The sequence below is a fragment of the Mycolicibacterium neworleansense genome, assembly GCF_001245615.1.
Classification (GTDB): domain Bacteria; phylum Actinomycetota; class Actinomycetes; order Mycobacteriales; family Mycobacteriaceae; genus Mycobacterium; species Mycobacterium neworleansense.
Map to the genome: position 1 here is coordinate 700,083 of NZ_CWKH01000002.1, position 25,887 is coordinate 725,969.

The 25,887-nt window shown below is 65.5% G+C and carries 17 protein-coding genes; 9 read left to right on the forward strand and 8 right to left on the reverse strand.

Annotated elements, in window-relative coordinates; all coding sequences use genetic code 11:
* Positions 1-10 precede the first annotated feature (10 nt).
* The 3 genes from BN2156_RS19025 to BN2156_RS19035 are packed head-to-tail and all read right to left on the reverse strand — an operon-like array spanning position 11 to position 11,879.
* Positions 11-4,000, reverse strand: coding sequence for an Eco57I restriction-modification methylase domain-containing protein (locus BN2156_RS19025; protein WP_235625411.1), 3,990 nt, complete (start codon positions 3,998-4,000; stop codon positions 11-13).
* Positions 3,997-6,792 (reverse strand): DUF8741 domain-containing protein, encoded by a 2,796-nt coding sequence (locus BN2156_RS19030; protein ID WP_090516534.1) that lies wholly within the window; start codon positions 6,790-6,792, stop codon positions 3,997-3,999. The genes BN2156_RS19025 and BN2156_RS19030 overlap by 4 nt, the downstream gene beginning before the upstream one ends.
* Positions 6,789-11,879: a DEAD/DEAH box helicase gene (locus tag BN2156_RS19035; protein WP_090516535.1), complete on the reverse strand. Its 5,091-nt coding sequence runs from the start codon at positions 11,877-11,879 to the stop codon at positions 6,789-6,791. Before BN2156_RS19035 ends, BN2156_RS19030 begins: the two co-directional genes overlap by 4 nt.
* Before the next feature lie 179 nt (positions 11,880-12,058).
* Between BN2156_RS19035 and BN2156_RS19040 the strand changes: the two genes are divergently transcribed.
* Entirely contained in the window at positions 12,059-12,289 is a 231-nt protein-coding gene (locus BN2156_RS19040) for a FitA-like ribbon-helix-helix domain-containing protein (protein WP_090516536.1), read from the forward strand.
* A gap of 15 nt (positions 12,290-12,304) precedes the next feature.
* Here the strand turns inward: BN2156_RS19040 and BN2156_RS19045 are convergent, their stop codons facing one another.
* Positions 12,305-13,474 carry a glycosyltransferase family 4 protein gene (locus tag BN2156_RS19045; RefSeq protein ID WP_090516537.1) on the reverse strand — a complete coding sequence of 390 codons (1,170 nt, stop codon included), beginning with the start codon at positions 13,472-13,474 and terminating at the stop codon, positions 12,305-12,307.
* A 48-nt stretch (positions 13,475-13,522) separates the two neighbouring features.
* Between BN2156_RS19045 and BN2156_RS19050 the strand changes: the two genes are divergently transcribed.
* Complete coding sequence (locus BN2156_RS19050; protein WP_407661743.1) at positions 13,523-14,281, forward strand: class I SAM-dependent methyltransferase; 759 nt, start codon at positions 13,523-13,525, stop codon at positions 14,279-14,281.
* Between the two features lie 56 nt (positions 14,282-14,337).
* Positions 14,338-15,813 (forward strand): aldehyde dehydrogenase, encoded by a 1,476-nt coding sequence (locus BN2156_RS19055; protein ID WP_162490888.1) that lies wholly within the window; start codon positions 14,338-14,340, stop codon positions 15,811-15,813.
* Positions 15,814-15,886: 73 nt separating this feature from the next.
* On the opposite strand, the gene BN2156_RS19060 is transcribed toward BN2156_RS19055, so the two are convergent.
* Positions 15,887-16,684, reverse strand: a complete 798-nt coding sequence (locus BN2156_RS19060) for a crotonase/enoyl-CoA hydratase family protein (protein ID WP_090516540.1) — start codon at positions 16,682-16,684, stop codon at positions 15,887-15,889.
* A gap of 314 nt (positions 16,685-16,998) precedes the next feature.
* Between BN2156_RS19060 and BN2156_RS19065 the strand changes: the two genes are divergently transcribed.
* Entirely contained in the window at positions 16,999-17,649 is a 651-nt protein-coding gene (locus BN2156_RS19065) for a TetR/AcrR family transcriptional regulator (RefSeq protein WP_090516541.1), read from the forward strand.
* Here the strand turns inward: BN2156_RS19065 and BN2156_RS19070 are convergent.
* From BN2156_RS19070 to BN2156_RS19080, 3 genes are all read right to left on the reverse strand, one after another.
* On the reverse strand, positions 17,627-18,160 hold the full coding sequence (locus BN2156_RS19070; protein WP_090516542.1) for a dihydrofolate reductase family protein: 534 nt from the start codon (positions 18,158-18,160) through the stop codon (positions 17,627-17,629). The two genes, BN2156_RS19065 and BN2156_RS19070, sit on opposite strands and share 23 nt — an antisense overlap.
* Before the next feature lie 3 nt (positions 18,161-18,163).
* The gene (locus BN2156_RS19075) at positions 18,164-19,087 is read right to left on the reverse strand and encodes a helix-turn-helix transcriptional regulator (RefSeq protein WP_162490889.1); all 924 of its coding nucleotides are present in this window, start codon (positions 19,085-19,087) and stop codon (positions 18,164-18,166) included.
* A gap of 62 nt (positions 19,088-19,149) precedes the next feature.
* Positions 19,150-19,989 carry an arylamine N-acetyltransferase family protein gene (locus BN2156_RS19080; protein ID WP_090516543.1) on the reverse strand — a complete coding sequence of 280 codons (840 nt, stop codon included), beginning with the start codon at positions 19,987-19,989 and terminating at the stop codon, positions 19,150-19,152.
* A gap of 59 nt (positions 19,990-20,048) precedes the next feature.
* Between BN2156_RS19080 and BN2156_RS19085 the strand changes: the two genes are divergently transcribed.
* The 5 genes from BN2156_RS19085 to BN2156_RS19105 all read left to right on the forward strand — a co-directional run bounded on the left by BN2156_RS19085 (position 20,049) and on the right by BN2156_RS19105 (position 25,880).
* Positions 20,049-20,621, forward strand: a complete 573-nt coding sequence (locus tag BN2156_RS19085) for an HD domain-containing protein (RefSeq protein ID WP_090516544.1) — start codon at positions 20,049-20,051, stop codon at positions 20,619-20,621.
* Between the two features lie 148 nt (positions 20,622-20,769).
* Entirely contained in the window at positions 20,770-21,579 is an 810-nt protein-coding gene (locus BN2156_RS19090) for a 1-acyl-sn-glycerol-3-phosphate acyltransferase (protein WP_090516545.1), read from the forward strand.
* A 6-nt stretch (positions 21,580-21,585) separates the two neighbouring features.
* Positions 21,586-23,232, forward strand: coding sequence for an acyl-CoA ligase FadD12 (gene fadD12, locus BN2156_RS19095; RefSeq protein ID WP_090516546.1), 1,647 nt, complete (start codon positions 21,586-21,588; stop codon positions 23,230-23,232).
* Positions 23,225-24,496, forward strand: coding sequence for an alpha/beta hydrolase (locus BN2156_RS19100; protein WP_090516547.1), 1,272 nt, complete (start codon positions 23,225-23,227; stop codon positions 24,494-24,496). Before fadD12 ends, BN2156_RS19100 begins: the two co-directional genes overlap by 8 nt.
* Before the next feature lie 10 nt (positions 24,497-24,506).
* Entirely contained in the window at positions 24,507-25,880 is a 1,374-nt protein-coding gene (locus BN2156_RS19105) for an FAD-binding oxidoreductase (RefSeq protein ID WP_090516548.1), read from the forward strand.
* The last annotated feature ends 7 nt before the right edge of the window (positions 25,881-25,887 follow it).

Here is a 25,887-nt window from a genome sequence, read left to right on the forward strand (position 1 = left end):
GCAGCATCGTTTACAGCTCCGCGGTCTCGACGGGATTGTCGATGCTCAACCCGGCCGCCGACAGCCGATCGAACTTCTCCAGGATCATCTCCTTCGATCGATACCGCCCGTACTTGGCGATTTCGTTGTTCTTCAGCCCACCGGACTCGGTCCTGAAGGAATCCATGATGTACTCGACGTCCTCGCGTGCCACTCCGTAGAGGATGAACATGTACGCGTCGAGTTCTGCACGGAGCGTTGCGCGCCGATCCTCGTCCCATGCCAAAGGACCGTCATAGCCGAGATCGACCGCCAAATCCGCCATGTCTGTTGCCGTGCAGGCAAGTTCGGCAACCCGCGGCACGATGAAGCCAGCGTGAGCTTGGGCGACACCCACAGATACCAGCGGTAGCTGCTTGAGGGTCATGACAGCGAGGTGGATACCGCCAATCTTCTGCCTGCATGCGAAATCCACGGGGAATGACGTTAATGCCGCGACCAGAGACGCCGTCAGTGTCGGTGACATTTCCGAGAAGAGCAGCGGCTCTGTGTGGCCTGCACCCGCACGAGGGATGAAGCCTGCGATGGCCGTCCGCTCATCGGTTGCGCGGCACACATCCCGCCAGCCCAGCAACCAGCCCCGGCCCCACTGGACCTCCGCCAGCCTCGCGCTCACGCCCTTGTCGTATGCCGGTAGCCCACGCCGATCGACTTTTCCTGTCAGAACGTCGAATTCGGGTACCCAGTACCGCGGGAGTGCGACATAGTCGGGGTCGGATTTCTCCGACAACGTCAGCTCGCGGGGCTCCTCACTGTCAGGATCGCTGAAAGTGGCCCAGCGATGGTCATAGTGGTGCGCCATCTTGCCCTCATACAACGGCAGCATCCGCTTGCCGTCGAGTTCGAAGACGTTGCCGTTCAGCGTCCAGCCCTCATCTTCGAGCACGGCACGGGTCCGGAACAGGTGGGAGTCGTCGGTCATGTCGTACAGGCGCTTAGTCGTGATCTGCCACGGATTGCCCGTGGGGTCGTCATCGACAACCAGGACCGGAACGCGGCGGTAGATGCCCAGGGTGATGTCGGCGTCACGGCGGGTCTGGAAGGTCGGCAGGGTGCCGGTGTTCGGGTTGAGGAGCTGGATCTCCTCCGGGGTCAGCTCGAAGATGCGATTGCCGGTGAGTTGTTTCACGTTGCGCAGGCCGAACGCGAGCCGCATCGACGGCTCACGAGCACCGCGACCCGACGCGGCGATCATGCAGAAGTTGTAGCTGCGATGGATTTTGAACAGTTCCTCGGCATTCTCGAAGTCGAAGATCGCCGAGATGGCCGCCCGATCAACCAGGCTTTTGAACAGGTGTTGCGCGCCGGCGCCATTGGCAATGGTCGTCGGAATCAGCGCACCAAAGTGCCCTTGTGGGTGGGTGATCGATGTCATCTGTTCGGCGAACAGATGATCGAGCTGGATCGAGTTGACCCCCTTGACCGGTTTGGCCATCTCGGGAAACACGCCAGATCTCTTGGCGAAGTGGAGTGTTCCCTTCACCTTCCGGCGCGCGGCTCGGTAACGCGCTCCGGCTGCGGAGTTTGCGAGAATCCATTGTTCGATCTTGGCCTTGCGGGCAGTCCCGGTGGTGTTCGCGATCTCGGGGTTGACGCTGTCGAAGTATTTCTTGTCTTCGAAATCGACCTTGTCCCACGGTGGGTTCGCGCAGATCGCGGTGAAACCGCCGCCCCAGCCGGCGACCGAATGGAGGTCACCTGATCCTTGCGTGGAGAATATGTGCGGAAACTCCAGGTGCCAGTGGAAGAACCGGTATTCCGCCGTCAGCCGCTGCACCTCGTCGCGCTGCTCGGGTTTCAGCGCGTCGGGGTCGCCCAGGAGGTCACGGAACTGGCGTTCGGTCACCGCCGTCGGGGCATCCGGCGTCTTCGGCCATACGAACGCGGCACACCAGGTGTCGGCGATCAATTTCTGGTGCTGATACTCCCGCGACTCCGAGTAACTTGCCAGCCGCTGGCGCTGCACCGCAACATCGGCAAGCGACAAGGCGGAAACACCAAGCACCGCCCGCATCTGCGTCGCAAGCGTGGAGTTGCTCAATGCTGGCGAGGTAACTCCGCCGAACAGGTCGTCCTGCAGCGGCTGGTCACGCTCCAGCTTGTTCCGCCGTTCCAGCGAGGCCGCGGTCTTCTTGTCATCCCCCTCGATCGCCGCGAACGCCTCGTTGGGGATGCCGTCGGCCAACACGGCCGGGGTGGCGCCGATCAGCGCGTTGCCGAACTTGACCTGGGCGTCGAGGAACGCCAGCGGCCTGCCGGGTTCCACCGCCTCCAGCCACAGCGACACCTTCGCCAACTCCGCCGCCAGCGGGTTCACGTCCACCCCGTACACGCACCGATCGACGACATCCCGCAACGCGGCGCGTACCTGCTTCGGCGGGGGCTCGGATTCACCGCTTCGGTGCGCGGCAAGACATTTCGCGATCCGCCGGGCCGCCGCCACCAGGAAGTGGCCCGAGCCGCAGGCCGGGTCGCACACCGTGATCGCGAGCAGTGCCTCCTCGGGGTCGGTTGCCGCGGCCGCGCGGTCGAGCACCGGCTCCAGTGCCGAATCAAGTAGACATTCCACCAAAGATGTTGGCGTGTAGTACGAGCCGGTCCCCTTACGCTCGTTGCCCGCGGCTTCCAGCAGAGAGTAGCTGCGCTCCACCGGATTCCATACCGGATGGAACTCCAACAGCGACTCATAGATGCTGCCGAGTTCTTCCGCGTCGAGGTTTCGATAGTCGGCCTTCCACAATCGGTCCGACTTCCCCTTGACCACCGACATCGACCGCACCGCACTCAGGAAATCTGCATTGCGGATCCTGCAGTCCAGCGCGAAGTCCAGTGGGCCGTTCTCGAAGAGGCCGCCGAGCGCGGGCAGGCCGAGTTCCGGCATGCCGTCCGGGCTGGCCAGGCCGCGCCAAACCAACACCTGTGCCTGCCAGCGATCGGTGTGCCGGTCCCCGAGCCGCCGACGTGCGACGTCGCGGAGTCGATCCGTCGAGAAGAACCGCGCATAGCGTTCCCGTGCGCCGGGCTCCGCGTCGGCAGTGTGCAGTACGCCGCGGTCCTCGGCGACGAAGGTGAACAGCAACCGATACACCACCCGCAGCAGGGCATGGTGGAAGTCGCTCACCGCCAGTTCGCCCGAGCCGATCCGCTCGCGCAGATGCTGGTTGTCCGGGTGGGTGAGGAACCCGTTGCCCAACGTTTCCAACGCCGCCACCACGCCGTCCCGCAACTGGTCCAGCATTCGGGTGCCGGTCTGCGCGGCGGCCTCACGCCAGCGTTCCATCCAGCATGAGGCCTGTCCTATCTCGGCATCCAGCGAAACCAGCCTCGACTGGTGGCACATCCGGAACAGCAGCAGGAAATCGGAGAACAACTCGCCGCTGAAGATCGCGTCCAGGTCGAACTCGATGTACGCCGAGCCGGTCAGCGAAGTCGAATCGCGCAGCAGCCGCAGGGTCCGACCGTTGGAGAGGATCGACCACAGGTGCGTGTCGGCGCGGTTCAGATACTCCTGCACCATCGACTGCGGCGCAGACTTCGCCGCACCCGCCGTCCCGGCCGACCGCTTGTCCAGGTCCACCCCGGCGCCGAGCAGGTGGATCGCAATGGCGTCGCCCCACAGGTGCGATATCGGGTAACGCTTGTCGGGGTCGGCATCGACCGCGAGCCCGCCGACGGGTGCGGGTGGAACACGGCCGTAGTCAAGCTGATTCAGCAGCGGCAGCAGGAACCGGTCGCGGGTGAGTCCGGTTGCGGCATCGTCACCGAGCTCGTCCTGGAACCGCGTCCACACCCCCCGCATGTAGGCCCACACCCGGTTCGCGGCGTCGCGTACCGACTCCCCGCCGGCCAGATGGTAGTCGGCCGGCGCCGAGCCATCCATGTCACCGGTGGCGATACGGGTCAGCGCTCCGGCCGGCATCAGGCCGCCCTGCACCCGGACCCCAACGAACGCATCGGTCACGCCACTACCTCCGGGAGGTAGATGTACACGCCGAGGATGTCGGCATTGGGCTCGGCCGTCACCTTCAGGCCTCGGACCAACTCCTGGCCGGCCTGGCGCACCCGGCGGTGCGATTCGTACGTGTCGCTCGCCAACCGCTCACCCACCTTCACCAGGTGAGCCGACAGCTGATCGAGCTCGGACAGTGTTCTGGCGGCCGCCGAACGCGCCTGCTGCTCAGGGATGTTCTGCGACGGCGCGGCGGCGAACAACTCCTCCGGGTCGTCCAACCATTGCGGATTGGCCGGTGATCCCACGTACGCCAGCGGCAGCAAGTCTTCAGCCACCAACCGGCGCAGACCCGTTCTGGACGGCAGCTCCATGTGAAAGCGGTAGCGGACCAGCAGTAGTGCGGTGCGTTTGGACACGTCGCGGGTACGGATGACGGCGCAGCGGCGTGCCGGCCGGTGCTTGGCGGGCAGCATCGGGTCCAGCGCCGATTGCAGCACATAGTCCGCAACGGCCGCCACCGTCTCGTCCGTGCGCAGCAGCACGGCGTCTCCCCTGCCTGCCGGCAGGTCGTCGGCGAAGAACAGCGGATCGGACTTGCCGAGCGGCAACGCATTTCGCAAGCCGAGCGGAAGGCTTCCGGTGGTCGCCTCGAATCCGTCAGCTCGGTCGACGATCGTCGACCCGAGTTCGGCCAGCGCCGTCCGGGTCAGATCCTTGACCTCGGCATGGCTGCCCAGCCCGGCGCGGGCATCGTCGAGTTCCGTTTGAACCTCGGTCTCTTTGATCGCCGCCTGCGCGTACTTCGTCATCGACTGCTTCTCAGTCTCACGCTGGGCGGCGCTGTCCCATTCGGCGTACAGCGAGTCGCGCTGCTGCGACACCTCCAGGTCGAGGGAGAGCTGTTCGGCCGCCGTGCCGCGCAGCAGCAGGCCCTCCATCAGCGCCTCCACCACGGCATCGCTGTTGTCCGGCACCGGCACCGAGACACCTGTGGCGTTGCGGATGCGCTCATGCTTGCGCAGCAGCACCTCCAGCACGATGCCGTCAATGTGATTGTCCTTGCCGTACAGCGTGACTGCCCGCACCACGTCGTGCTGCTGGCCGAACCGGTCGACCCGGCCTTCACGTTGCTCGTGGCGGGTCGGGTTCCAGGCCAGGTCGTAATGCACCACCGCCTGGAAGTCGTTCTGCAGGTTGACGCCCTCGGCCAGGCAGTCAGTGGCGACCAGGACGTGATGCCCCTCGATCGCCGTCAGCTCGTCAATCCGAGCGATGCGTTCCTCGGGTGGGAGCGTTCCGGTCACGGCCTGAACCATCACCTTTCGTCCAAGTTTCGCGGACAGAACTTCGGCGACATACTCGGCGGTGTCGATGAAGCGACAGAAGACGATCGGGTTGTAGTCGTCGGCAAGGAGTTTCTTGACCACCTTGACCAGTTCGGCGGCCTTGGTGTCCTTGTCTTCCAGCATTTGGGCGGCTTTGCGGAACACGGTGAGCCTGCGAGCCAGCGGCGATCCGGAGTCGGCACCGGGGGTCGAGTCCGCCGATTCCAGCGTGTCCAAGTCCGGCAAGTCCAGAACGGCAGCCCGGCCGATCCGATCCGCATCAGCAAGGTTCTGTGCCTCCAGTGCGGCGGCCCGGGTGCGCAGAGTCTGCACCGCAGCACGCGGTGAGGACGCCAACGCCCGCAGGAGTGCCAACGCTGACCACCAGTTGACCCGGCGCGCCACGCCGCCGTCGCCGGTGCGAACCGTTTCGCGGGCATAGTCGAGAACCTGGTCGAAGAGTGCTCGATATTCGGGGCTCAGTGCGTATGCAATCTCGGCTGCCTTGCGTTCCTTGGGAAACGGAGTCTCCTGGTCGAGGTACTTCCTGATGTCGCCGCGCCGGCGTTGCACGAAATGCCGAGCCAGCTTCTCCCGGCCTTTGGCGGTGTCCAACTCAGCAAGGTTGAAGCCCTTGTCCAGCAGCTTGATCAGATTCTCAAAGGTCTCGTCCTTGCCGCTGTGCGGGGTTGCGCTCACCAGGATCAAATGCCGGCGCGGATCGTCGGCGAGGTCCCGCACCAGGTCGTACCTCAGGGTGCGGCCGCTACGCGACAGCCCGGACGCGGCAACACAGGTGTGCACCTCATCCACGATGACCAAATCGGGGCAGGTGCGGAGAAACTCGTGACGGTGCCGCGGCGATTTGATGAAGTCGGTCGATACCACCACGTGCCGGTAGCGGTCGAACAGCGACTCGGTGCCGATCAGTCCGCGTTCCAAGCGGGTCACGGTGGATGACAACACCAACTCGGCTTCGATACCGAACTTGTGCCGCAGCTCGGTCTGCCACTGTTCGGCCAACGCCGGGCTGCACAGCACCGCGAGGCCTTGTGCGGCACCGGTTTCCAGTAGTTCGGCAGCGATCAGCGCCGCCTCGACGGTCTTGCCGATGCCGACGTCGTCGGAAATGAGCAGCCGCACCACGTCCTGACGCAACGCCATCATGAGGGGCACCAACTGGTAGGCGCGCGGTTCGACGTTGATCGACGCCAAACAACGGAACGGCCCGGTGGTGGAACGGAATCCGACCTTGACCGCGTCTCTGAGCAAGGTGGCACTGTGGTGGTCACCCAGATCGTCCGGCGACGGTGCGGGGAACGTCGCGGATTGAACGCCCTCGGAGAGGAACACCCCGGCGATATCGTCGTCGCGCCCACCAAGCGGGCGCAGCACCAGGAAGTCCTCGGAGCTGTCCGGCTGCACCACCCAGTCCCGGCCCCGTGCAGTGACCAGGGCTCCCGGCGCAAAACTCACTGTGCAGTCTCCTTGAGCTTGCCGAACACCCATTCATGACCACGCACAATCGCATCCCAGTCATCGTCGTAGCGGAATCGGACTATTTCCCAACCAGCATCCAGCAGACGTTCCTCGGCGGCCGCATCTCGTTCGACCACCGACTCAGCGTCGTGCACCGGGCCATCAAGGAAAACCGCAACGGCCAGTCCGTTGTCCAGGCGGTAGGCGAAATCCGGGCGGACCTTGAGCGCGTCGATCTTGCGTTGGGCTTCGGTCGGCAGCCGAAGCCCTCGTGTCTTGGCGTACTCCAGAAAGTCCCGCTCAAGGATCGAGGTGGACTGCCGCTCCAGGTCTTCTGCCTTTGCCCGCGGTTTCTGAGTGGTGGCCGCGCCTGCCAGTCGCATAAGAATCTCGCGAACCAGATGACGGTCAATCTGCTCGTGGTGCGGCTGATTTCCATAGGACAGCAGGCAGTCGTAGCAGGCCTGCACACAGTCAACATTCGTGTCGGTGCCATCCGGATCGAAGTGGCATATGTCCAATGCCTTGCGCGCCGCCCGCGCCAGCGCGTCGGGTTCGGACACGATTCGGCGCAGGATCCCCGCTCCGCCCTCGGCGGACTCGGTGAACAATGTCCGTCCATGCTCTTGAGGGTCGGGCAACAGCTCGGACGACAGCTCTGAATCCTCAAGTTGGAACACCGCCTCGATGCCGCGCTCCAACGCGTACTGCAGCGTCACTGCCATCTCGTCGCTGATCGGGCCCGCCACCCGAAACAACATGATGTTGCGGGTGTCCTCCACGTACGGGATGACCCTGTCCTTCAGCTTCACCTTCCCGACGTCCTCGTAGTCGCTGTCATCGTCATCGAGATCACCGGCAGCCTTTTCCGATAGCCAGGTTCCGCGAGCCAGGTCAAGCCAGAATCCCTGCTCACCTGTCTTCTTGCGGCGGCGACGACCCAGGTTCGTGCGGCGGATCAACGCCGTATCGCCATAGGCCAGTTCTGCGATCAGACCATTCGCATCAGCGACCGTGGCGTCATCCCGATTGTGATTGGGGGTGAACCGGAACGAGGTGGCGATCTCGAATCCTGCACGCCGGCGTTCCTCCTCGTCCGAGGAAATACGTTCGCGACGGCGGGTGAAGACGGTCTCCATCCGCATGAGCCCCGGTTTGGCCAACGGGAGAACGCTGCCGCAGTACTCACATAGTTCCAACCCCGAGCCGCGGTCGTGGTGATACCCACACGCCTCGCAGGTACGCGCCGAGCTGGTGACCAGATTCCCCTCGCTCGAAGAATCCATCGGCAGCTGGATACGGACCACTTCGTAGCGCGAACCCTCATGGTAAATAAGGGCATTGGGGCCGAATTCGTTGATTGCAAGGAACCGAGGTCGCTGAATGTAATCGCCGTCTTTCGGACCGGAGCGTCCGGGGATAAAAGCTGCCAGCGGCAACCGCGGAAAGCTGTAACCAGGCAGGAACCCTTCGGCCGCGAAGTAGCGGTAGGTGTAGAAGTCGGAGAAGAGCTGGCCGGTGTCCTCATTGACGAGCAGCCGCAGCTGGTTCTCCGCCTGGGCGCGGCGGAGTTTCGCACCCTCGATCTCCTTGGTATTGGCGCTGTGGTTACCGACGATCGCGTGGAACTTCGCCCGGTCGGCCTGCGCTGCCCGGTAGAGGGCGCGCCACCGATCGCACGCCTCGTCGAACTTTCGGTATGCCGATCGCATCGTGCGCTCGACCCAGTCGTCGGTCCACCAGGTGGTCTCACGCAGACCGGGCTTCAGCGGTTCGATCACCTGCTCCGCCCGTGCGGTCGCCCGCGCCACCGCACCATCCTTTGTCAGGAACTCCTTAATATCGTGCTTGATCGGAAATCCCGGCGCATCCAGATCGAGCACACCCCGCATGCTCGAATTCAGATGCTCGTCCGTCTCCGCCAGCCAGATCGCGTGCAGGTGCGAGCGCAGCAACGCCTCGTTCGCCAGGTCGAGCCGCGGTGGCGCGACCGAACCGGCCACCATGTCTTCGGAACGCCGGAAGTAATAGTGGTCATGGGAGTTGCCGCTGGCGCAGTAGGTCACCACGAGGGCGGGCTGCCCGCTTCGGCCCGCTCGGCCGCTGCGCTGAGCGTAATTCGCCGGCGTCGGTGGCACATTGCGCAACCCGACGGCGTTCAGCCCCTTGATGTCCACGCCCAATTCCATGGTCGGCGAGCAGAACAGCAACGGAAGCTCGGCCTCCTTGAACTCGCCTTCGCGCCGTTCCCGGTCCACGGTCGAAACCTGGGCGGTGTGCTCCTTCGAGCGCAACCCCCGCAGTGTCACCGCGGTGTCGCGGTACAGATCGTGGAAGAACCGGTTGACCCGTCCACCGTCGCCGCCGACCCGTTTGCGGGTGGCATCCACAACACCGGCCGTCCCGTCACCGGCTTTCCAGATCAATGCCGCCGCACGCACCCGATAGCCAAGTCCCGGGCGCACCTCATCCATCGCATCGACGAGGAGGCCCGCCTTCTCCAGCCTTGAAAGCAGCTGCCCGAGAACCAGTCCGGTGTCTGCTTCACTCAACCGGAGCCCGTCGTGGTCACGCAGCTTCTCCCGCACATAACGCCCAATCGCCGAGCGCGGGGTTATCCGGGGCGCCAAGGTACGGGTGCGCGGGTCGGAAGTGTCGGTGATCCCGATCTTGCTGTTGTGTCCCAGCTTGTCCGAGGAGGTCAGCTGCCACAGCTCGACGAGATGCTGAGTGGATTGGTTGAACACCCGCTCGAAGCCGTACTCGGAGAGGCACTCGACGTCGATCGCAAGCTCGCGTCGCATCTGCTCGAGCAAGTTGAAACACACGTCGTGGCGAGTCACGCTATCTGCGTCCCTAATCGCGGGATGTGTTTCAGCCCACAACTTCTCGCTGGCCGCGATTTCCTGCAGAGAATCGTACTCAATGTGCAGCAGGCCGGTCTGTTCAAGGTTCGGCATCGTGACGCGCCAGCCGCGTTGCAAGTCCGCGTACAGACGAAACTCCACAACCGCGCGCAGAGCCGACTCGGCCTTACGTCGCATGCCGAATTCCGCTTCGGCACTCGACGCATACTCGGCGAAGTCCAGTCCGAGCGCCTGGGTAACCCTGCGGGCGACGTCCTCGTGAGTGAGGCCGTCAGATTCGTCGGCAACCGCTCGATACAGGGCGCCCCGCAACTGCGTCACCTGAACGAAATCGTTGAAATGTCCGGCTTGCAGGCTCGCATCCTGGCGGTTGTCGACAAAGGTCAGCAGTTTCCGCGCATCGTTCGGCAGCGCATCTTCAGGAAGGCCTTTGAGGCTGCGCACGATCGATGAACTGATCATCGTCATCGCCGACGACCGGCCCTCCGCATCCAGCGGCGCCAACCGGGCGAAATCCGTCGTACCGGCCCGCTGGTATGCGACCGCACAACGCAGGCAGAAACGGAACGGCCCGGAAATGAACGCCGCTTCGGTGCCACCGGAATTCGTTTCAGTGCCGTCAGCCAAGACCCGCACCCGCCGGGGCTGGTACTTGACCATATTGGGTTTGAGCTGCCCCTGCTCCAGCCAGGATTCTGGGTAGCGTTCCTCAGCTTCAGGGTCCTGTGGCCATCCGAAATCAGAAGAGACATAGAGATAGCCGTCGCCGTCACTATCGGCGACCTCCCGATCGTTTCGCGACCGGTAGACGGTTCGGTCCCCGCGGTTGATCCGGGTGACCACGATGTATTCCTGACCGCATTCACGGCAGAAACTCACCGGCAACAGCAAGTGGTCAGGTTTACCTGGGACTTTCACCTGATAGGACGTCGAGATATGGCGTTGCCCTTCAGGTTCCAATGACACCAGGACGCCCTCACCTTTCGAGAGGAACTGGTGGAGCCGGAATCCGAACAGTGGTCGTTTTGTGGCTGGGTCGATCGCGTTCGAGCCGACCAGCAGCACGTTCCGGATTGCCGCGGAAGCGTCAGCCTCGCTCACCTGAACACGTTTCGCCAGTTCCCGGGCCACCTCCGAGACCCTTTGCGGCCGCTGGCGTACGAGTTGGCCTTCTTGAACCTTCAAGCCAAACGCGTCCTCAATCCAACCGGCGAAAGAGTGGTTCGCCAGGTGCTCGTACGACGATTCGGACAGGTTCACGTCCGTCAGCTCACCTGCGGCTGTTGCACGGGTGAGGGTTTCTCCGATGACGCGGTCTGGCGTCACCTCATCCCCGAATATCTGCGTGGCAACCTGGGCCACGGCCTCCTTCTGCTCGGCGATCGAATCGCCGGAGGCCATCGTCGCCGACGTACCGATGCACTGCAGATCGCCCGATCCGCATGCGTCGCGCACCCGGCGAACCAGCATGCCAACGTCAGCGCCCTGCCGGCCACGATAGGTATGCAACTCGTCAAGCACCAGGAATTTCAGTGTGTGCGCCGCACCGATCAACGCTTTGCGTTCGTTGGGACGAGTGAGCAGAAGTTCCAGCATCACGTAGTTGGTCAGCAGAATGTCCGGTGGGTTGGCGAGGGTCCTCTCACGGTCATCGTCGTCGTCCTGACCGGTATAGCGGGCGAAAGTGACGGGCTCATTGCCATCGCCAAAGCCATGCACCAGGAACTTGCGGAGCTCATCGCGTTGACTGTTGGCGAGGGCATTCATCGGATAGACGATGATGGCCTTGACACCCTTCGGTCGGTTGCTGCCGAGCCGAAGCACGTGATCCACGATCGGCACGATGTACGCCAGGGACTTTCCCGATCCCGTGCCGGTGGTCAAGACATAAGACTTGCCTGTGCGCGCGGTTTCAACGGCATCGCGCTGGTGCTTGTGCAAGGTGATCGGGCCCGAGCCCCGGTCCTCGACCGTCTGCTTCTCGCGGAAGATGTACGAGCATCCCTTGTCGAGAAGCCCCTCGGTGACCAGTTCGTCGATGGTGCCACCCGAGGCGAACATGGGGTTGAGCGAGACCCACGGCTCGGGCCATTGACGGCCGTCGGCGAGGCCCTGCTCGACGACTTCGCGAATCCGCTCGTCGCGGATGTCGACCCCGCCGGTCGTAAATGCGCGGTAGTCATCGATCAGCTTGCGATGAACCTCGAAGATATCCACTCTGTGCCCCCTCAAGGCAGCATCATTCCAAATCAGCGCGATCCCAGGGCACAGTCCGAGGAGCTAACTGATAGCCAGCCGATCAGAATACGACTTGCGGCAGACAACTGCCCCGCAAAATCGCGGGACTGCTTTCGGCCCTGGCTGCACTCCAGACGCATTCCGGCTACCGTGACGGCATGGTTGCGATCACCATTCGCGACGTACCGGACGAGGTGCGAGACACGCTTACCGCCCGCGCCGCGCGCAACGGCAGGTCGCTCCAGGAGTATCTGCTCGCAATGCTCATCGACGCAGCGACGAAACCAACCGTCGACGAGGTGCTTCAGCGAGCACGTGGACGAGTTGAAGCAACGGGCACCCGGCTGGACATCCCCAGCATCCTTACTACTAAGAATGCCGATGAGTGATGACTGCGGCGCCGATTACACCAGTCCGCTGACGTACTGGCCGTCGTGCACCGATCCCAACACGGTGCGCATCGCGTCCGCACTGAGCCGCCAGGAGAATTCGTCGCTGCGGGTCTGCGCCTTGCTTCCCAGCTGCACGCGCATCACCGGGTCGCTCAACAGCTGGCGGATGCCCGCGACCAGGGCTTCGCGATCCTCGACCAACAGCCCGGTGACCCCGTCGACGATCGAATCGGTCAACCCGCCGGATGCGCGGTAGCCGATGGTCGGCACGCCGTGCTGGGCTGCCTCGGTGACGGCGAGTCCCCAACCTTCTTTGCGGGACGGTAGGACATGCACCCAGCTCTGCTGCAGCACGCGATGTTTGGTCTCTTCATCGACGTGACCGTGGAACGTCACCGAATCGGTGATACCGAGCAGCTCGGCGTGCTCGATCAACCGCTGCTGCCACCAGCCACCGCCGAGGATGTCCAGGTGCAGCCCCGGCACCTCGGTGCGCAGTGCCGCGACGGCCTCCAGGGCGTCTTCGATCTGCTTGTGCGGCACCAGCCGCGACAGCACCACGAGGCGCGGGCTGGTCGACCGCGGCAGCTCGAGAGTGCGACCGGGAGCCTCGTCAAGCCCGTTGCGTACCACCGCAATCCGGCCGGAATCGACCCCGAGTTCATTGAGATCACGGGCCGAGGGCAAGGATACGGTGACGTACTGGTTGCGGCGGTGCAGCCGAGGGGAAAGCTTGGATTCGACGAACCAGCCGATGCGGCCCTTCATCGGTCCGGCCACCGGCCACAGTTCCCGGTGGCAGTGGTGGACGAGCACCGCGACCCGGCGGCCGAAGGCCAGCCGGGCCAGGAACGGCAGCCCGTTCTGGGTGTCGACAACCACGTCGGGCCGGACCTTGCGCAACGGCCCGAGGCCGACGCGGGAGGCCACCATGGCCAGGCCGGCCCAGATGTACACGCTGTAGGGCCCGCCGGCTCGGTTGATCCGCACGCCGTCGACCACTTCTCGCCGGGCCGCCCCGGGGTAGCGCGCGGTGCGCAGCGTGACGTCGACGCCGTCGTCGGCCAGACAGGCGCCGATGCGCTGTAGATAGGCCTCGCTACCGCCGCCCTGGGGATGCCCGGTGTCACGCCAGCACAGGAGCAGGACGCTCCGAAGGCGTGGGTCAGGACGGGCAGACATCGTGTTGAGGGTACCGGTCAGTAAGTTGGGCGGGTGCAGCCCAGCGACATCTCGGCGCGCTTCGCCCGCCGGGCGACCCTGCGCCGGTCGGTGCGCCTGTTGGCGCAGTTCCGGTTCGAGCAGACCGAACCGGCGCGTTTCTACGGGGCGCTGGCCGCCGACACCGTCGCCATGACCACCGATCTGTGGACAGCGGCCACCGGTGAATCCGCAGCTGGACGCACGGTGCTCGACGTGGGCGGCGGGCCGGGCTACTTCGCCTCGGCGTTCGACGCCGCAGGCCTGCGTTACATCGGAGTGGAGCCGGATCCTCGGGAAATGCACGCGGGCCCGGCGGCGGACGCGACCGAGGGCACTTTCGTCCGGGCCTCCGGAATGGCCCTGCCCTTCGCCGACGACAGTGTCGACATCTGCCTGTCGTCCAACGTCGCCGAGCATGTGCGGCATCCATGGCGGCTCGGCAACGAGATGTTGCGCGTGACGAAGCCCGGTGGGCTGGCGGTGCTGTCCTACACGGTGTGGCTCGGCCCGTTCGGCGGCCACGAGATGGGGCTGACGCACTATCTGGGCGGCGCCCGGGCCGCCGAACGCTACACCCGCAAACACGGCCATCGACCCAAGAACGACTACGGCTCGTCGTTGTTCGCCGTTTCAGCGACCGACGGTCTGCAGTGGGCGGCCGGCACCGGCGCGCTGATTGCCGCATTTCCCCGCTACCACCCACGATGGGCCTGGTGGATGACATCGGTGCCTGGGTTGCGGGAGTTCCTGGTGAGCAATCTGGTGCTAGTTCTCCGGCCGTCCTAACCCATTCACTGGAACAGGTTCTCGTTTTTCTAGGAAATCTAGGTAATGTGACGCTCATGACACAGAGCGCAACTGTCGCCAAGACCGAATACGACAAGCTGTTCATCGGTGGCCAGTGGGTCGAACCCTCGACCTCCGAGGTCATCGAGGTCTTCTCCCCCGCGACCGGCGAGAAGGTCGGCCAGGTTCCGTTGGCGGCCGAAGCCGATGTGAACGCCGCGTGCGCCGCCGCCCGTAAGGCATTCGACGAGGGTCCCTGGCCCCACATGTCGCCCGAGGAGCGCCAGGCCGTGCTGGCCAAGGCCGTCGAGCTGATCAACGCGCGGGCCGAGGAGTTCAAGCACCTGCTGAAGCTGGAGACCGGCCAGCCGCCGACCATCGTCGACATGATGCAGTTCGGCGCGGGTGTGTCCAGCCTGCAGTACTACGCCGGCGCTGCCGACAAGTACGACTGGAAAGACATCCGCGACGGCATCTACGGCCAGACCCTGGTCATCAAGGAGCCGATCGGCGTCGTGGGCGCCGTCATCGCCTGGAACGTGCCGTTCTTCCTGGCCTGCAACAAGCTGGGCCCGGCCCTGCTCGCCGGCTGCACCGTGGTGCTCAAGCCGGCCGGTGAGACCCCGCTGACCACCAACCTGTTCGCCGAGGTGCTCGCCGACGCCGGCCTGCCCGAAGGCGTGCTCTCGGTGGTGCCGGGTGGCCCCGAAACCGGTCGCGCCCTGACGGCCAACCCCGAGCTGGACAAGTTCACCTTCACCGGCTCCAGCGGCGTCGGCAAGGAGATCGGCAAGATCGCCGCCGAGAAGCTCAAGCCCTGCACGCTGGAGCTGGGCGGCAAGTCCGCGGCGATCATCCTCGAGGACGCCGACGTGGACTCCACGCTGCCGATGCTGGTGTTCTCCGGCCTGATGAACTGCGGCCAGGCCTGTGTGGGCCAGACCCGCATCCTGGCGCCGCGGTCGCGCTACGACGAGATCGTCGAGAAGCTCTCGGCAGCCGTCGCCGCCATGCAGGTCGGTCTGCCCGACGACCCGGCATCGATGATCGGCCCGCTGATCTCCGAGAAGCAGCGCGACCGTGTCGAGGGCTACATCAAGAAAGGCCTCGAGGAGGGCGCGCGCATCGTCACCGGCGGCGGCCGTCCCGAGGGCCTGGATTCGGGCTGGTTCGTGCAGCCGACCGTGTTCGCCGACGTCGACAACTCGATGACCATCGCCCAGGAGGAGATCTTCGGGCCGGTGCTCGTGGTGATCCCGTTCGACACCGAGGACGACGCGGTGCGCATCGCCAACGACTCGCCGTACGGCCTGGCCGGCAGCGTCTACACCACGGACTTCCCGAAGGCCGTCCAGATCGCGTCGAAGATCCGTACCGGCACCTACGCGGTGAACATGTACGCCTTCGATCCGGGCGCCCCGTTCGGCGGGTACAAGAACTCCGGCATCGGCCGCGAGAACGGTCCGGAGGGCATCGACGCCTACACCCAGGCCAAGAGCGTGCTGCTGCCGTTTGGCTACACGCCGGAGTAGAACTCACCAAGAGACGCGAATGTCCCGGAAGACCACGGTTTTCCGGGACATTCGCGTCTGTTCGCGCCGAAACTCAGCGGCCCTGGAAGCTCGCCGCACGCCGTTCGACGAAGGACTGAACGCCTTCGGCGGCATCGGCGGTGCCGAAGAGCTCGGCAACCACCGGACGGAGTCGCTCGATCGCCACCGCGTCCCCTTCGCGGTGTGCGGTGTGCGCCGAGGCCAGGGTGGCCCGAACCCCGAGCGGCGCGGCGCGATCGGCAATCGTGTGCGCGATCGTGCGAGCTCGGCCGAGGGCCGCACCGGCGTCTGACGCGACTTCCTGGATCAGCCCGATGCGGTACGCCTCGGTCGCGTCGAACTCGTCCCCGGTCAGCAGCCATCGCATCGCGTTGCCCCAGCCGGTCTGCCGTGGCAGCCGCAGGGTGGCGCCGCCGAACGGATAGATGCCGCGCAGCACCTCGATCTGGGCGAACCGGGTGTCCTGCGCTGCGATCCGAATGTCGGCGGCCAGGAGCAGTTCGATACCGAGGGTCAGGCACCGGCCCTGAGCGGCAGCGACGACCGGCTTGGTCCAGTCGCCGTCGAGTCGCCACGGATCACGTCCGCCGTCGGGTATGGGCAGGTCTCCCCTGGCCACATACGGTGCGACGTCGACGAGATCGAGGCCCGCGGTGAAATGGGCGCCATGGGCGAACAGCACGCCGACACGCAGGTCCTCGTCGGATTCGAGCAGCCCGTAGGCGAGCGAGAGGTCGGTGAGCATGGCGACGTTGAATGCGTTGCGTTTCGCCGGACGGTTCAGTCCGATCAGCAGGACGTGGCCGTCCCGCTGCAGCGTGAGGGTTTCCAGGGCCGGATCGGAGGTCATACGGGCAGTCAACGCCCGCTCGCCAAATTATGCAAGGCATCATAATTTTGCACCGCTGCACCACGGGACGGTGGACCTGTTCAGGAGCAGTTAACCTGCTAGTATTTTGCCCGCAGGCACGTTCGTTAGATACTCGACAACAACCGAGGATTCCATCGTTTCTATGGTGGAGGTCATAGAAGGGCGGTGCGCGATGTGGGTCGTTGAACTCAACCTCGCCGGTCACCGGTTCACCCGTCGGGTCCGCACCCCACACACCCCGGTGCGCACCATCACCCCCCGGATGCTTCTTCGCTGTTCCTCGCAGTTCCTTCATGACCGGGTCGCCTGACACCGTCACCAGGCCACGGAACAAGCGTGGCTCCACCCGCGCCCGCATGCTGCGCAGCGCGGTCGAGGTGCTCCGTGAACGCGGCGCCTCCGGCGTCACGATCGATGAGGTACTCGCCCGCAGCGGCGCGCCGCGCGGATCGGTGTATCACCACTTTCCCGGAGGGCGGCGCCAGATCCTGATCGATGCGCTCCAGTTCGCCGCGGACACGATCGGTGGCGTCATCGGCACCGAAACCTCGGACAGCGCATGGGATCTGGTGCACCGGTTCATCGAATTCTGGGACCGCGTGCTCACCGGTAGCGACTTCACCGCCGGCTGCCCGGTGGTTGCGGTGGCGATCGCCGCACCGGATGAGGAGCCCGACCTCGCCGAGGCCGCCGCCGCCATCTTCGATCGTTGGCGCACCTCCTTGACCGCGGCGTTCACCGCCGACGGCTTCGACGACTCGGACGCGTCCTCACTGGCGGTGATGTGTATCGCCGCCCTGGAGGGTGCCGTGGTGCTGTGCCGGTCGTCGAAGACGGCCGAACCGTTGCACGATGTCGCCCGTCAGCTCGAATTCCTAGTTAAATCAAGGGAATTCGTCCGCCGCAACGGCGTGCCGAGGCTCAGCCGGGCGTCTGCGCCCTGACCCAGCGGGCACAGAGGAAATCACCGTTGGGGGCCGATTCGGCGAGCGCCCATTCGGAACGAACCGGAAGGACCGGCGAACCCGCCCCCAACGTGCAGGGCGCATAGGAGACGATCATCTCGTCGATCAGCCCGGCCGCCACATACTGCGCGGCGACCTCTCCTCCACCGACCACCCAGACGTCCTTGCCCGACGCGGCCTCGACCGTCTTCGGATGCAGTTCGGCGACCTCGCCGGAGAACACCTGAACCGGATGCCCGTCGGCGATGATCTGCGGCCGGTGGGTCAGCACCCACGCCGGCTGGTCGTACATCCACTCGTCGGGTTGGTTCTTCACGATCCACTCGTAGGTCGCCGCGCCCATCACCAGTGCGCCAACGGATTCGATGAATTCGTCGTAGCCGAACGGGCCTTGCTGGTCGATGTTCCGCGTGATCAGCCAGTCGAGACTGTCGTCGGTATCCACAATGAAGCCGTCCAGGCTCGATGCGGTGTAGTACACGGTCTTCACCGGTCAGTCCTTCCTCATCCATTCCAATGGGTCACCCCGGTCGACTTCGGCACCATGACGGGCCAGCATGCTCCGCACCAGCGCACGCCGGTGCGCCGAGTAGGTCAGCACGTGCGCGATGATCCCGTACAGCTGAAAGGATTCCGGTGGGTCACACAGCGCGTCGATCACGGTGTCGCCCAGCCGACCCGCGGCCGAGTACTCCGATATCAGTGTGGTCCAGCGCTTCCCGATGACCCGGTGGTGCGCGGCGAGGTGCTCGGCCGCCGCCTGACTGGTGGTGGCCCGCGAGGGAAAATCCCGGCCCTCGATCGTGGCCAGCCAGACCTCTTTGGTCCACACGATCGCGCCGAGCACGGCCGCAACGCTGGCCTCCGGCCCATCCCAGTCCAACACCACCTGTCCTGGTGAGATCTCCTGGGTCCATTGCTGTTCGGACAACCTCGCGGCGGCACCGATCAGGTACTCGGTGTCGGCGACATCGTGCACGAGCATGAACTGGGCGATATCCGGACCGGCCGCCTCCCCCGGATCCGCATCGCACCACAGCGCCTGTGGCGGATGGAAGTGCACCCCGTTGGGAGCGCTCAAGCGGAACCCCACGTCGTCGGCACGCGACGGCGGAACACCGAACGCGCGGCGGAACGCCCGGGAGAACACCTCGGCCGAAGACCAGCCCTCGCTCTCGGCCACCTCGGCGACCCCGGCACCCTGCTGCAGCCGCCAGGCCGCGCGCTCCAGCATGACCCGTCGGCGCAGTGCCGCAGGCGGTTCGCCGGTGAGCCTGCGCACCTGGCGGGAGAAATGAAACTCCGACGCGTAACTGCTGCGGGCCATGTCGCCGACCCCCGCGTTCTCGTCGTCGACAACGGCGTCGAGCAATTCGCGCAGCCGGTCGCGCCCGTTCGGTTGTTCCTCCACGTTCACCGAGTATGGTCGGCCGCCGAGCGCAGGAACATGACTTTTCCTGCTGTGGTTGCCCGGCCGGCTCAGCTGTCGAGCACTTGCGCCACCCGCGCCTCGACGTCGACACCGTCGAGATCGGACAGGTTCACCCCGAACCGCTCGGTGAGCGCATCGAGCACCTGCGTGGCGGTGTCGAAGCGGATCTTCTCCGTCCCGTCGCGGTGGTGGACGGCCAGGTTCCGGCCGCGCAGGTTGATCCTGGCCTCGTCGGTGACCAGGGCCGCGGTCAGGCCCACGACGAAGATGCCGCCGGGATGCGTTGACACATACCAGCTTCCGACTTCCAGGTCGATGCGCGGTTGCGGCACCGCGGAGAAGTGGTACAGCGGCTGCCACTGCCCGCGGACCTGTGCGGCCAGTTCGTATTCCGGTGCGCCCTGAGTGGGCAGCTCAGTCAGCCGATAGGGCTCGTGGCGGGTCTGCTGCACCGCACCGGTCTGCAGCCGGATGGGCGACGACAACGTCTGTCCGCCGAAACCGACGTCGACCAGGAAACGGCCGGCCTCTCCGGGAACCGTCACGGCGAGCACGTTGTGGGTGAGCGCGGGCAACGGCGCGCCGGGTTGCTTCATCCAGACCACCCGCCCGGCCAGCCGCTCGACGCCATAGCCAAGCTCGTCCAGGACGTAACCGAGCAGGCCATTGTGCTCATAGCAGTAACCACCGCGGCGCCGGGTGATCAGCTTGTCCGCCAACGCCTCTGCACCCAGATCGGCGACCGGGATGCCCAGCAGTGGGTCGAGGTTCTCGAACGGGATCGAACGGCCGTGCGCGGCGACGACATTGTGCAGCGCGTCGACATCGGCTGCCACCGGACCCTGCAGGCCGATCCGGTCGAAGTACGCGGTGAGGTCTGGTCCCATGATCGCCAATGATGGTGCCTCAACGGTGGTTGAGGTCAAACTCGGAGGACACTGGCCCCATGGCTGCACATCTCACCGAGCGACTACGGGAAGACCTGCTGGCCCGCTGGTCCGAACCGCACCGCAAGCACCACAACGTCGCGCACCTGCGCGAAGTGCTCGACGCGATCGGCATCCTTGCCGAGGACGGTCTGCAGTTCGACCGGGAGGCCGTCGAACTCGCGGCGTGGTTCCACGACGCGATCTACGAGATCGGTCGTGACGACAACGAGGACCGCTCCGCCGCGTTGGCCCGCCAACTGCTGGCCGAATCCCCTGACCGCGACGAAGTCGCTCGACTGGTGCTGGCCACGAAGTCACACAAGGTCGACGCCGACGACGTCAACGCGGCGGTGCTCAGCGATGCCGACCTGTCGGTGCTCGGGGCGCCGGCGCTGCGCTACCGGCAGTACGTCGACGCTGTCCGCGAGGAGTACGCGTCGGTCCCCGACGACGTGTTCCGGCCGGCGCGGGCCGGGGTACTCGAGGCATTGCTCGACGGACCGATCTTCCACACCGAGGAGGGCCGGGAGCGGTGGGAAGAGCAGGCCCGGCGCAATGTCGGCGACGAGGTCAGGGAGCTGAACTCATAGCGACGCCACGCGACCTGTGGTTTTGAGAGGATTGACCGCAGCTACTCATCGGTAGGTAGGCGAACCTGTGAAGCGAATGGGTTTTTCTACCTCGACCTGGGTACACTAGCAAAACTAGAACACGTTCCAATCCACATAGGGGGACCCTGTGGCCGCGACCGACATCGACCCGTCCGAAATCACCAAATGGGATCCGGGCCTGACCGAGAAGGTCATGGGCTTACTGCGGCCGCTGATCAAGGGCTATCACCGCGCGGAGGTGCGCGGGCTGGACAGCTTCCCCAACGGCGGAGCCCTGGTGGTCTCGAACCATTCCGGCGGTCTGTTCGCGCTGGACGTGCCGGTGTTCGCGACGGGCTTCTACGAGAAGTTCGGTTTCGAGCGCCCGGTGTACACCCTCAGCCACGACATGCTGATGACCGGCCCGACCGCGGCCTTCTTCAAGAAGACCGGATTCATCCGGGCCAACCACGAGAACGCCGACGAGGCATTGCGCTCGGGCGGTGTGGTCGTGGTGTTCCCTGGCGGCGACTATGACGTGTACCGACCGACCTTGTCGGCGAACAAGATCGACTTCGCCGGGCGCACCGGTTACATCAAGGCCGCGATCAACGCCGGCGTGCCGATCGTGCCGATGGTCGGGATCGGCGGCCAGGAGACCCAGCTGTTCCTGTCCCGCGGCACCGAGATCGCCAAGGCCCTCGGCCCGATCGCCCGGATGGCCCGCACCAAGATCGTGCCGGTGTCGTTCGGCTTCCCATTCGGCCTGTCGGCGGTTCTGCCGCTCAATGTGCCGTTGCCGTCCAAGATCGTGATGACGACGCTGCCACCGATCGACATCGCCGCCGAATACGGCGAGAACCCCGATATCGACGAGGTCGACGCGCACGTCCGCCGGGTGATGCAGCGCGCGCTGGACGAGCTGGCCGACGAGCGCCGCTTCCCGGTGATCGGCTGAGCGCCGGTGAACCCGCTCGATCTGCTGACCGGACCGCTGGACCGAGTCACCGACACCGCCGGTCTGGTGGCCACCATGCGCCGCGCCGGAATCATCACGGTGATGCGCCCGGACAAGTACCTGCGCATCGCCGCGGCCATGGCCCGCGAGAACATGAGCGTCACTTCGGGTTTCGCGGCCGCGGCGCAGCGCTGCCCGAACCGGCCCGGCCTGGTCGATGAGCTCGGAACGCTGACCTGGCAGCAGGTCGACCAGCAAGCCGACGCCCTGGCGGCCGGCCTGCAGGCACTGCCCGGTGGTGAGCCGAAGGTGCTCGGCATCATGGCCCGCAATCACCGCGGCTTCGTGCTGTCCCTGATCGCGGCCAACCGCATCGGTGCCGACGTACTGCTGCTCAACACGTCGTTCGCCGCCCCGGCGCTGGCCGAGGTGGTCAACCGCGAAGCGGTCGACGCCGTCATCTACGACGAGGAATTCACCGGCACCGCCGCCTCGGCCCTCTCCGACCGGCCCAGCGCCGCGCGGATCGTGGCCTGGACCGACACCCACGCCCACGATCTCACCGTCGCGAAACTGGTCGAGCAGCATCGCGGTGCCCAGCCGCGCCGCGCATCCGAGAAGAGCAAGGTGATCTTGCTGACCTCGGGTACCACCGGTACTCCCAAGGGCGCCAAGCATTCCGGCGGCGGACCCGAGGTGCTCAAGGCGATCCTGGACCGCACCCCGTGGCACACCGAAGAACGGGTTGTGATCGTGGCGCCGATGTTCCACGCTTGGGGTTTCTCCCAGCTGGCCTTCGCGGCGTCGATGGCCTGCACCATCGTCACCCGGCGCAAGTTCGATCCCGAGGCCACGCTCGAGCTCGTCGACCGGCACCGAGCCAAGGGCCTGTGCGTGGTGCCGGTGATGTTCGACCGGATCATGGAACTGCCCGAGAACGTGCTGCGTCGCTATGACGGGCGCTCGCTGCGGTTCGCCGCGGCCTCCGGTTCGCGGATGCGTCCCGACGTCGTCATCGCGTTCATGGACCGCTTCGGCGACATCATCTACAACAACTACAACGCCACCGAGGCCGGCATGATCGCCACCGCGACACCGGCCGATCTGCGTGCCGCGCCCGACACCGCGGGTAAACCCGCCGAAGGCACCGAGATTCGCATTCTCGACAGCGACTTCCGCCAGGTCCCCACCGGCGAGGTGGGCACCATCTACGTGCGCAACTCGACCCAGTTCGACGGCTACACATCCGGCACGACAAAAGATTTCCACGAGGGGTTCATGTCCTCGGGCGATGTCGGCTACCTCGATGAGGCCGGCCGGTTGTTCGTGGTGGGCCGCGACGACGAGATGATCGTCTCCGGCGGCGAGAACGTCTACCCGATCGAGGTGGAGAAGGTCCTGGCCGGCCATCCCGAGGTCGGCGAGGCCGCGGTGATCGGCGTCGACGACGCGCAATACGGGCAGCGGCTCGTCGCATTCGTGGTGCCCTCCGGCTCCGATAGCCAGGCCACTCCCGACGATTTGAAAGCGTATGTTCGAGAGAACCTCGCCAATTACAAAGTGCCGCGGGAGATCACCGTGCTCGATGAGTTGCCCCGCAACAGCACCGGCAAGATCGACCGACGCCAGCTCCAGGAGAAGGTGAATGGCTGACCGCCATCTTGGACTAAGAAGGCGGCTGCTCCTTGCCGCTGTCGAGCTGCTCAACGCTGCCAACGCAGTGAAACCGATCGGACGCAGGGGCTACAGCACCGTGCTGGCCTTCGCTTTCGGCTGGCCGACCTCGGAGAACGCACCGCTGGTGATCAGCGGTTCGGCCCTCGATGCACTGCGCCGGGCCATCCGTGGTGACTATCGGTCGGCGAGCGGCCGAATCTCCTTGCTTCTCAAGGTGATTTCCTGGGCACTGCTGGTGCTGGTGCATCGTCGCAACGTGCAGTCGCGCTCGTACTTCGAGGATCCGGTACGCGAGGCGCTCGCCGACGAGTACCCGTCAGCCCTGCGCCCCCTGCGGCGCGGCGAGGTGTACTCCACCTCGATGAGCCGACGCCGCTACGTGCGCAAGACGGTGCATTACGGCCCGCATCGGGCCAACCTCGCCGACATCTGGATGCGCCCGGACCTGCCGCGGGACGGCAAGGCGCCGGTGCTGCTGCAGGTGCCGGGCGGGGCCTGGATGATCGGCATGCGCCGGCCGCAGTCCTATCCACTGATGAGCCACCTGGCCGAGCAAGGCTGGATCTGCGTGTCGATCGGCTACCGGATCAGCCCGCGCCACCCGTGGCCGAACCACATCATCGACGTGAAGCAGGCGCTGGCCTGGGTGAAGGCCAACATCGCGGAGTACGGCGGCGACCCTGACGCGGTGTGCATCACCGGCGGATCGGCCGGCGGACACCTGACCGCGCTGGCCGCGCTGACCCCGAACGACCCCAAGTGGCAGCCAGGCTTCGAGGACGCCGACACCTCGGTGGCCGCCGCGGTGCCCGTATACGGCCGTTACGACTGGTTCAGCACCACCGGTGCCGGACGCCAGGAGTTCGTCGAGATCCTCGAGCGGCTCATCGTCAAGCTGCCGCTGGACGGCAACGATCAGGTCTACAAGGACGCCTCACCGATCACGCTGGTACACCCCGATGCGCCACCGTTCTTCGTGCTGCACGGGGTCAACGACTCGCTGATCCCGGTGCGTGAAGGCCGTGAGTTCGTCAAGGCACTGCGGGAAGTGTCGAACTCCCCGGTGATCTACGCCGAGATTCCGCACGCCCAGCACGCATTCGACGTCTTCGGCTCACCACGTGGGCACTACACCGCCGATGCCGTCTCCGAATTCCTGAACTGGGCCCGGGTCAGGGCCCAGAGCACCACTGTCCTCGGAGAGGACGAATTGGACGACGACGTCGCTTCGGCTTACTAGAATTTCTCAGATGTCCACGCCGGACACCGAGATCGCCGCCCTGGTCGCCGAACTGCCTGACCATGCGGTGATCACCGATCCCGCCGTGATCGAGGGCTATCGACGCGACGCCGCCCTCGACCCCGAAGCCGGCCGACCACGCGCCGTGGTCCGGGCCGGCAGCACCGAAGATGTCCAGGCCGTGCTGCGGTGGGCAAGTGCGCACGGCGTTCCAGTGGTGCCCCGGGGCGCGGGATCCGGGCTGGCCGGCGGCGCCAACGGGGTCGACGGCGGGCTGATCCTCAGCACCGAACGGATGCGCGACATCCACATCGACACCGCGAGCCGCACCGCGGTGGTGCAACCCGGTTTGATGAACTCCGAGGTGAAGAAGGCGGCCGCCGAGTACGGGCTGTGGTACCCACCCGACCCGGGCTCGGTCGAGATCTCCTCGATCGGCGGGAACGCGGCGACCAATGCCGGCGGGTTGTGCTGTGTGAAGTACGGGGTCACCAGTGATTACGTGCTCGGCATGCAGGTGGTGCTGGCCGACGGCGCCGCCGTACGGTTGGGCGGCCCACGATTGAAAGACGTTGCCGGCCTGTCGTTGACGAAATTGTTCGTCGGTTCCGAGGGCATCCTGGGAGTGATCACCGAACTCACCTTGCGGCTGATCCCGGCCCAACCCCCGGCTTCGACGGCGGTCGCGCTGTTCAGTTCGGTGGAGGATGCCGCCGACGCGGTGGTGGCCATCACCGACAAGGTGCGGCCGTCCATGTTGGAGTTGATGGACCACGCCACCATCAACGCCGTCGAGGACTACCGCCGCATGGGTCTGGACCGCTCGGCACAGGCGATGCTGCTGGTGCAATCAGATGCACCCGGCGCCGCCGCCGAGGAGATCGCCCACATCGTGGCGGCCTGCGAGAAGTCCGGGGCCACCGAGGTTTACGCAACCGACGACGCCGAAGAGGGCGCCGCATTCACCGCGGCCCGCCGGCTGGTGGGCCTGGCCCTGATGCAACTGGGCACGTTCTACCTCGAGGACGTCACCGTCCCGATCCCGGATCTGCCGGAATTGGTGGCCGGCATCAAACGCATCGCCGAGGACTGCGACGTGCTGATCTGCGTCGTCGCGCATGCCGGCGACGGAAACACCCACCCGGTGGTGGTGTTCGACGCCGAAGATCCCGATATGAGCGAACGTGCCCGGCAGGCATTCGCCCGGGTCATGGAACTGGCGATCGCCATGGGCGGCACCATCACCGGTGAGCACGGCATCGGCCGGCTCAAAAGGGATTGGCTGCCATTACAACTCGGCGACGACGTGATGGCGTTGACCCGCCGGATCAAGAATGCCCTGGACCCGCAGGGCATCCTCAACCCGGGTGCGGTACTGCGCTGATCTGGGG

Bases quoted from the DNA above. Each gene is read 5' to 3' on its own strand.
- BN2156_RS19040 (WP_090516536.1), top strand. From the start codon at position 12,059: ATGGTTGCGATCACCATTCGCGACGTACCGGACGAGGTGCGAGACACG.
- BN2156_RS19045 (WP_090516537.1), bottom strand. From the start codon at position 13,474: ATGTCTGCCCGTCCTGACCCACGCCTTCGGAGCGTCCTGCTCCTGTGC.
- BN2156_RS19055 (WP_162490888.1), top strand. From the start codon at position 14,338: ATGACACAGAGCGCAACTGTCGCCAAGACCGAATACGACAAGCTGTTC.
- BN2156_RS19060 (WP_090516540.1), bottom strand. From the start codon at position 16,684: ATGACCTCCGATCCGGCCCTGGAAACCCTCACGCTGCAGCGGGACGGC.
- BN2156_RS19065 (WP_090516541.1), top strand. From the start codon at position 16,999: ATGACCGGGTCGCCTGACACCGTCACCAGGCCACGGAACAAGCGTGGC.
- BN2156_RS19080 (WP_090516543.1), bottom strand. From the start codon at position 19,989: ATGGGACCAGACCTCACCGCGTACTTCGACCGGATCGGCCTGCAGGGT.
- BN2156_RS19085 (WP_090516544.1), top strand. From the start codon at position 20,049: ATGGCTGCACATCTCACCGAGCGACTACGGGAAGACCTGCTGGCCCGC.
- BN2156_RS19100 (WP_090516547.1), top strand. From the start codon at position 23,225: ATGGCTGACCGCCATCTTGGACTAAGAAGGCGGCTGCTCCTTGCCGCT.
- BN2156_RS19105 (WP_090516548.1), top strand. From the start codon at position 24,507: ATGTCCACGCCGGACACCGAGATCGCCGCCCTGGTCGCCGAACTGCCT.